Here is an 8,017-nt window from a genome sequence, read left to right on the forward strand (position 1 = left end):
TTCTGGCGGGCGGCGACATGACGCTGCGTATTAACGGGCAGTTGCTCAATGATGCCAGCGTGATCACGGCCAACGGCAACCTGGGGATTGAAGGGAGCGGCAACGTGGATAACCGGGGATACTCGGTCAACGAACACCGCACCGAAGTGATTGCCGACCACTATGACAGAGACACGCGCCACTGGTATCCCACCACCAACTACGATGCCACCACGGCGCTGACCACCATTGATGGCATCATTTCCGGTCAAGGGAAGGTGGCGATCGCCGCGGCGAATATCACTAATACCACGGTGAATCAGGCGCAGATCAGCAGCGTGGAAGCGGCGCTGAAAGCGGCCGAGGCGGAGAGGGCGGAGTGGGAGCGTAATCCGCTGGCGTTTAGCGTTGAGGGTGTCGACGGTCAGCAGGCTAACGTGGCGCTAGCCCCGGGCGCCAAAGCCACGGCCGGAAGCCCATCGGCATTAGGCCGACCGCTGCTGCCAGCCGAAGTGGCGCTGACGGCTAAGCAATATGTCGGCAGCGTCGCGACCTCGATTCCGGACAATGGCTTGTTCCGCCAGAATCCGGCGACGGGCAGCCCTTATCTGGTGGTCACCGATGAACGGTTTACCAGCCGCACGAAGTTTGTCAGCAGCGATTATCTGCTGTCGCAGGTAGGGTATGACCCGTCGACGGTGCATAAGCGTCTGGGTGACGGATTCTACGAACAGCGATTGGTGCGGGATCAGGTGCTGAGTCTGACCGGACGTCAGTCCGTTCAGGGTGAAGATGCCATGGCGCAGTACCAGAATTTGATGAACAACGGCATCAAAGTGGCGCAGGACTTTCATCTGGTCACGGGCGTGGCGCTGACGCCGGAGCAGATCGCCTCACTTCAGCAGGATATCGTCTGGATGGTTGACGAGACGGTCGAGACGGCTTCAGGTCCGCAAACCGTTCTCGTGCCTAAGGTTTACCTCGCTCAGTCCACACTGCGCCTGACCGGTGATGGCGCGCTGATTGCCGGTGGCGAACTGGATCTCTCTGCGGAGAGCATCGCGAATGCGGGCAATCTGTTCGCCGACCAGGCGCTGAGCATCGATGCGGGGCAATTTTCGCATCTGAGCGGCGATATCAAGGGTGACAGCATTAACGTTCAGGCGGAAAGCCTGACTATGAGTACGAATCTTCAGGACGCCTTGCGTCAGGCCACCCTGAGCGCCAGCGACATTAGCCTCAGCGGCAACGACATCCATCTACAGGGCGCCAAGCTTGACGCGACGAATAACCTTAGCCTGAGCGCCCGCGATAATCTGGACATCAGCGCGGCGAAAAGCAGCTTCAAGTCTGATGGATTGCAGGTCATTTCCGGTGCGATGGGCAATCGAACCAGCGACGGCATGGAAGAAGCCGGCGAGCGCATGGCGACCCTTAGCGGGGAGTGGCAGCAGTCACTGGGAAGCGAACTGAAGGCCGGGGGCAATCTGGCGCTCAACGCTGGCCAAGATATTACGCTGCGCGGCAGTCAGGCCAGCGCGGGAGGGCTGCTAGGCGTGCAAGCGGGCGGCGATATCAATTTGCTGGCGGACAAATCCACCCACACCACGCACCTTGAGGCCAACAGCAGCACGTCGTCGGTGAGCAATAGTCGGGAGGAAGATCGTCTGCTGCTCAGCTCGATGAGCGGGGCCAAGGGTGTCACCTTGATCGCAGGCAATGATTTGCTCGCAGAGGGCGCTCAGGTCGACAGTACGGAAGGTCGGGTCGGCGTCAGCGCGAAAAACGTCACGATTAAAGAAGCGCATCAGCTAACGAATGCTTTTGACAGCGAAGACAAACAGGATGGGCGGACGAAAAGCCAGCGCATGATTGATAGGGCCAGCGATGCCGTGGTGGGCAGCACCTTTAGCGGCCAGGGCGGCGTGACCGCGATTGCGCGTGAAGGCGATCTTGCCGTTACCGGCAGTACGCTGCACAGCGAACTCGGCGAGATTGCGCTACAGGCCAAAAACGATGTGACGATGAATAGCGCCACCGAACAAGAGACTGAACATAGTGAAGAGCGTTCTCAGAATAAAGGCTTTTTGAACAAAAGCACCGGTTTCACGGTACAGCATGACCGTGTGACGACGGAACGCGGCTCGCTGCTGAGTGGTAACAGTATCAGCGTGAATGCGGGAAATGATTTGGTGGTAAAAGGCTCTTCCGTTGTTGCTCAGGAGGATGTTCGTCTGAAAGCGGTCAACGATGTCACCATTGAGGCGGCGACGGAAACGTCTTCATCTCTCAGTATAAAGGAGTCAAAAAAGAGCGGGGTTTTAAGCAATAATCTCGGCATCACCATCGGTTCTCAATCATCTAAGGCATCACGTGAAGGGAATGAGGTAACGCAAAGCGAGGCGCGTAGCCTAATTGGAACGAGTGGCGGCAACGTGATAATCAACGCCGGTAATAAGGCTACGGTGAGCGCGTCGGACGTGACGGCAGCACGTAAAGAAGGTGATACGGAACGTAAAACTGGTCATATCGACATTACCGCCAGTGATATTGATATTATCCCCGGCAAGGACGTGGTGCAGGAGACGGCGAAACAGTCCAGTAATAGCAAAGGCGTAGGTATCTCTCTCTCCGATCCGCTTGTCGAGGCGGTGCGTAACATTAAGGCCATCAACAAGGAAAACGACAGTGGCGTAACTAAAGCGAAGCAGTTGTCAAGTGAATTGGCGGCGGCGGCCGACATTGGCGGTGGAGCCTCGTTGCCCATCAGTTACGGGCGCTCATCTTCAAAAAGTGAGTCACAGTACTACGCGGCGTTTTCGAGCGGCAGCAACCTGACGGCGGCGGGTAATATTCAGCTTAATGCCACCGGCGAAAAAGGTCAGGGTAATGTCCTGATTAGCGGTAGCCGCCTCGGGGCTGAAGAATCTATCATTATTGATGCTAAAAACAGTGTCGATATCACGACCTCAACGGACCAAGAGAACCTGAGCACCCGCACCGCTAGCAGCGCTTGGAGTGTGACTTCCGCAGCGCCAACGGTGGGTTCAGGCACCCGTACGATGAACGGCGGGCCGAACCATGGCAGTGGCGTACTACCGTTTGGTATGGAAAAATCCAGCAGCGAAGGCGAGCGGCAGACCATTGCCCAGAGCGGTAGCCAGATGGCTGGGAATGACATCTTTATTACCAGCAAAGACGGACATATCAATCTTGAGGGTAGCACCCTGGCGTCGATCAACAATCTCCTCTTGTCTGCTGAAAGCGGCGGTATCAACATCACCACCGGCACTAACACGATATCCGATAGACAGGACGGTAAAGAAAGTATGGTGGGCAGCCTTGGCGGTGATGGCTACAGCGGCAAGGTAGGCTACCGCAGCTCAAAACATTCGTCGCAGCTCGACAGCAATCAGCAGAGCACGCTGCACAGTCAGATAACAAGCCAACAGGGCAATATCGCCCTCCAGGCCAAGCAGGATGTATCAGTGGATGGTGCGGATATCCGGGCTGGTAAATCGCTGCTCCTGAGCGGTGACAATATCCATCTGGATGTCAGTGAAGACAGCCTGCATAACTCGAGTAAGTCCTCTTCTTCGCAGTATGGCGTCACGGCCTCGGCCTCTGGCTGGGCAGTTTCCGCCGCGAAGGCCCTGGAGAATGCGGCCCGTTCGAAAGAAGAGGGCCGTGACTCGCGTCTGACAGCTATCTATGCCGCTCAGGCTGCGCTGACTACCGCCACCGGCGTGGCTCAGGAGGCTTACAACGGTTCGTTGGTGAAAGTGACCGTTGGCGTTTCTGCTGGCAGCTCGAAAGAGCAGCAAGACTACCGTAGCCAAGAGGAGCAAGGAACTCATCTGGTGGCGGGCGAGACGGTGCGTCTCGATGCGGATAAGGATATCGCGGGTCGGGGCGTGAGCATCGCCGGTAAGAATGTGGCGCTGGATGCAGGACGTGATATCACGCTGAACTCGGCGCAAGATACGGAGAAAGAGCAGAGCCGGAGCAGCGGCAATCAGTTCTCTCTCGGCGTGGGTTTCTCGCTGATTGGTCAGCAAAATGGCTTCAGTGTGGAGATAGGCGCCAGCCGTTCGCGGAGCCAAATGGAGGGGCATTCGTTGGTTAACCATAACAGCGAAGTCCGGGCCACCGACACGTTGACGATGAACAGTGACCGCGATACCACTTTACAAGGCGCGGAGCTGTATGGGGAGCGGGTCGTCGCCGATGTTGGCCGGGACCTGACTATCAGCAGCCAGCAGGACAGTGCGGAGTACCATAGTCGCTCGAACTCTACCGGACTCAACCTGAGTATCTGTGTCCCTCCCATCTGCGCCGGGGCCTCTTCCGCGTCCTCGGCTCAGGGCAGCATGGACGTCAGCAGCGGCAGGATGAACAACGAATATCGGGCGGTGGTAGACCAAAGCGGGTTGTTCGCCGGTAAAGGCGGCTTTGATATTTTTGTCGGCGGGCATACCCAGCTGGAGGGAGCGGTCATCGCCTCGGATGCGGAGGCGGCGAAAAATCGGCTCAGTACGGACACGTTGGGCTGGAGCGATATCGAGAACTGGGCGGAGTCCAGCGGTAGCCAGTATGCCTTGAGCGTATCCGGCGGCGTGGGAAAGAGTACGGACTCGGGTGGCGTGGTCGCGACCACGGGCGAGTCGCAGACGGGGGGATATCAAGGTTCGTCGGGGGGTAAGCCGTCGATGTCGATGGCGAACTTCACACAAAGGGTCACCAGCACGACGCACAGCGCGGTCGCTGAGGGTGACGTGCTGGTCCGCGACAACGCCAACCAGCAGCAGGATGTGGCGACGTTGAGTCGTGACACGGAGCATGCGCACAGCGTGCTGGAGAATAATTTCGACAGAAATGCCATCCGGGACAAGCTGGAGATTCAGCAGCAGGCGACGTCGCTGGGTACGCAGGCGATGACGGCGTATGCAGAGAGCCAGCAGAATGCGGCGAAACAGCAGGCGCGTGATGAAATGGCGGCATCGGGCGAGCTTGAGGGACTGAGCGAAGCGGAGATTGAACAGCGCGTGCTGGCGTCGGAGACGTTCAAGGCGGCGGAAAGCGAGTACGGAGTAGGCAGTCCGTTCTGGACGGCAGGGACATCGGTGAGCGGTCTTCTGGCCGGCGTTCTGGGGGGCAATGTACAGAGCGGAGCGGCAGCGGGCGCCGCCCCGGTGCTGGCAAAGCTGATAAAGGATGCGAGCGGAGATGATAATGAGGGTGCGCGTATAGCGCTGCATACGCTGGCGTCAGCGGTCCTGGCGAAGGCGCAGGGAGGCAATGCGACAGCGGGTGCTGCGGGGGGCTTCATCGCAGCGGCGAGTGCAAAAACGTTTGCGCAGGCACTGTATGGAAAAGAAGCGGAGGAATTGGCGCCGGATGAGAAAATGGTTATCCTCAATCTGGTTTCAGCACTGGGTGCGGCAGGCGGAGGACTGGCCACCGGCGACACGAGCGGGATAGTGAGCGCGGGTAATGCGGCCAGGGTTGAGGTTGAGAATAATGCGCTGAGTGTTCAGCAAAACCAGGACCGGGCCAAAGAAATGACTCAGTGCCAGGGGGATGCTGCTTGTAAAAATGACGTTATTGATAAGTACAAGAAAATCAATGCAGAACAGCATGAAAGCGTTGTGAACTGCTCTGGTGCTAAGGATTGTGTCGATAAAGCGAATGAAGTTGGCCTGCTGCAGGCTGATTATGCCAAACGAACCAGTGAGTTGCTGGAGAAAGCACGTACTACAGGTGGTCTGAGGCCGGAAGAACAGGACGAATTATCTATTCTTCAGGTAACATCTATCCAGCTTGAGGCAGACAGAAATACGGCGATCCATAATGCACTGATGTCAGGGGATTCGGAGGAAGCGAAGCAGCTTGCGATCAACTCACTGGCCCAGGCGGCTGGAACCAGTGCTGCGGGAATAGCGGCAGGGATTGGGAAAAAAGGAATCAATGAGCAGACCACAGTTAAACCGACAGGAAATACTTCCTCATTTGATGCTAACGAAATTCGCTTTTCACAGAATACCGTTTCTTACAATAAGACAGATCGAGATACACGCGTGAAATACACTTACGATGATCTTGTTTCCAGCATGAAAAAAGATGGCTGGAAAGGTGAACCAGTTGATGTTATCAAGATGCCTGATGGAAAAATGACCAGTATGGATAATACAAGGATCAGTGCTGCCAGAGAAGCAGGCATAAAAGTTGAAGCTAACGTCAGGAGTTTTGACGATCCATTACCAAAAGATATGGTGGACTCGGGACGTTTTGGTTCTGCTAAAACATGGGGTGAAGCTATCACTGGAAGAATTAACAACCAGAGCAGTAGTTTTAGTAAAAATAATCCCAATGGATCATCCGATTCGCCAAGAATAACTGGTAAGGGTAAATAAATGACTAACAGAGCAGGCATGTATAAAAATTATTTATCTCCAGGTTTTTCTTTACCTGAAAGTTTTATTGATTATGTCTCAGGAGCTGAATTAGAAGATATCGAGTCGTGGTGGTTATTTTGTTGTGCTCAAAATTATGTTGATTTTTGGTGCGACAAGATTAGAAAGCTTTATCCGGAACGGAGTTTGATACCTTTTGCGAACTGGCGTTATACGGATGATATTGTCTGTTTCGACGGCGAAGATACGTCAGGCGATCCGAAAGTATATTATGTCCATGCTTTTGCTTCCGCAGGCTGGGAGGACAAAGGTTATACAGATAACTTCGAGGAATGGCTAAAAATGGCGCGTCTTGAGTCTGCCCGTCATAAAGCTGAACGAGCAGAAGACGAAGAGTAATTATTCCTGAATAAACCGGTAAGGAACGGTGTCAGTTAGCCAGACCCCGTTATCAGCCTGAAAGAATTTAAAGCCCTGTTCGTACATGTTCAGGGCTTTTATTTTTAGTACTACCGGTTTTCCATGACGTTGTCCTACTTGAATTGCAGTATCTTCATCAGGTGAAAGATGTACATACTGGCGTGACAGAGGGATCAGACCATGCTCCCTGATTGCAGATATAAAGCGGCTTGCTGTTCCATGATATAAAATATCTGGCGGCTTTTTCTCTGTATAAGCGATATTAACCTGCTGTGTTGAGTGCCCCTGAGCTGCCCGGATGCGTAACCCATCGTCTGAAATCGTAAAGCGTTTTTTATCACTGCTATCAACAATATCATGAAGAAGGTTATCATCAAGTGTATAGCCTTCTTTAACTGAACAAAGAATAAGATCGCTTATGATAGCCCATCCTTCATTATCCAGAGATAAACCGATGGCTTCTGGTTTATGGCGTAATACATAACTCAAAAACTTGCTTATATCTGTGTTTTTTTTACTCATGATAATAATCTCAAATAAATCCCGGTCACCGAGCCGGGGTATTTTTATCGGTCACTCAGCGGTCACTGGTCTGATAACCAGCTGTTCCCACCCAACCACCACTATCACTGGCGTATCGGTGGTGAACCCAGCCTCTTTTAGCCAGTCGTTTTTAAGGTGCAGGCTGGGGGGCGGCTGTGATATTTAGTCATTTTAGTGGCGCGTTGCTCATGGCGAATACTGGTATAACCCACCTTTAGCCGCCGCTGCGCTTTGGAAATCTTCACTTCTGAAATACAATCCTGCTCAGCCATAATAACTAATCCTAACTAGTTGTTGTGGTCAGCAGTCTTATCTTGTTGCACCACGCTAAGGCCGCGCTAAATCAGGCTTACCCCAGCACTCGCCGGGCCTGATGTTTTAAAATCAGTGCATCCAGAATCGATGTCACTGACTTCAGTTCTTCTTTGTCCATCTGCTTAAGCCCCTCGAACTGTGATCCTACCCACGTAATGTGGACACCGCCCTAAGCGAGGTTCTGGTTTTCAAATTGTTCCGGGCTAAGACCGCCGCAGGCAGTGTGACGACGCCAACGATTGTAATCACACATACGACTTAACGGTCAACACCGATAAGAACACCGTGGCTCCCGTCACACAGTCGCTGACGTTCCAAGATGAGGCTGCGGCGCAAAGCAATCCGTA

The 8,017-nt window shown here is 54.0% G+C and carries 5 protein-coding genes and 2 pseudogenes; 2 read left to right on the top strand and 5 right to left on the bottom strand.

The window, feature by feature from the left end; genetic code table 11:
- Positions 1-17: 17 nt before the first annotated feature.
- Positions 18-6,392, top strand: a complete 6,375-nt coding sequence (locus BLU64_RS17440) for a hemagglutinin repeat-containing protein (RefSeq protein WP_244888437.1) — start codon at positions 18-20, stop codon at positions 6,390-6,392.
- Entirely contained in the window at positions 6,393-6,791 is a 399-nt protein-coding gene (locus BLU64_RS16790) for an SMI1/KNR4 family protein (protein WP_026742238.1), read from the top strand.
- Here BLU64_RS16790 and BLU64_RS16795 read toward each other — a convergent pair whose 3' ends face one another.
- The 5 genes and pseudogenes from BLU64_RS16795 to BLU64_RS17330 all read right to left on the bottom strand — a co-directional run.
- Positions 6,792-7,334 (bottom strand): RNA 2'-phosphotransferase, encoded by a 543-nt coding sequence (locus tag BLU64_RS16795; protein ID WP_026742239.1) that lies wholly within the window; start codon positions 7,332-7,334, stop codon positions 6,792-6,794.
- A gap of 51 nt (positions 7,335-7,385) precedes the next feature.
- On the bottom strand, positions 7,386-7,517 hold the full coding sequence (locus BLU64_RS17935) for a SymE family type I addiction module toxin (RefSeq protein WP_394296477.1): 132 nt from the start codon (positions 7,515-7,517) through the stop codon (positions 7,386-7,388).
- Complete coding sequence (locus BLU64_RS17835; RefSeq protein ID WP_327062217.1) at positions 7,472-7,627, bottom strand: hypothetical protein; 156 nt, start codon at positions 7,625-7,627, stop codon at positions 7,472-7,474. The genes BLU64_RS17935 and BLU64_RS17835 overlap by 46 nt, the downstream gene beginning before the upstream one ends.
- A 77-nt stretch (positions 7,628-7,704) precedes the next feature.
- A pseudogene (locus BLU64_RS17840) lies at positions 7,705-7,809 on the bottom strand (helix-turn-helix domain-containing protein); the annotation flags it as partial.
- Between the two features lie 30 nt (positions 7,810-7,839).
- Positions 7,840-7,920: pseudogene (locus tag BLU64_RS17330) on the bottom strand (IS3 family transposase); the annotation flags it as partial.
- Between the last annotated feature and the right edge of the window lie 97 nt (positions 7,921-8,017).

It is taken from the genome of Lonsdalea quercina, from assembly GCF_900107885.1.
In the GTDB taxonomy this organism is placed as follows: Bacteria; Pseudomonadota; Gammaproteobacteria; order Enterobacterales; family Enterobacteriaceae; genus Lonsdalea; species Lonsdalea quercina.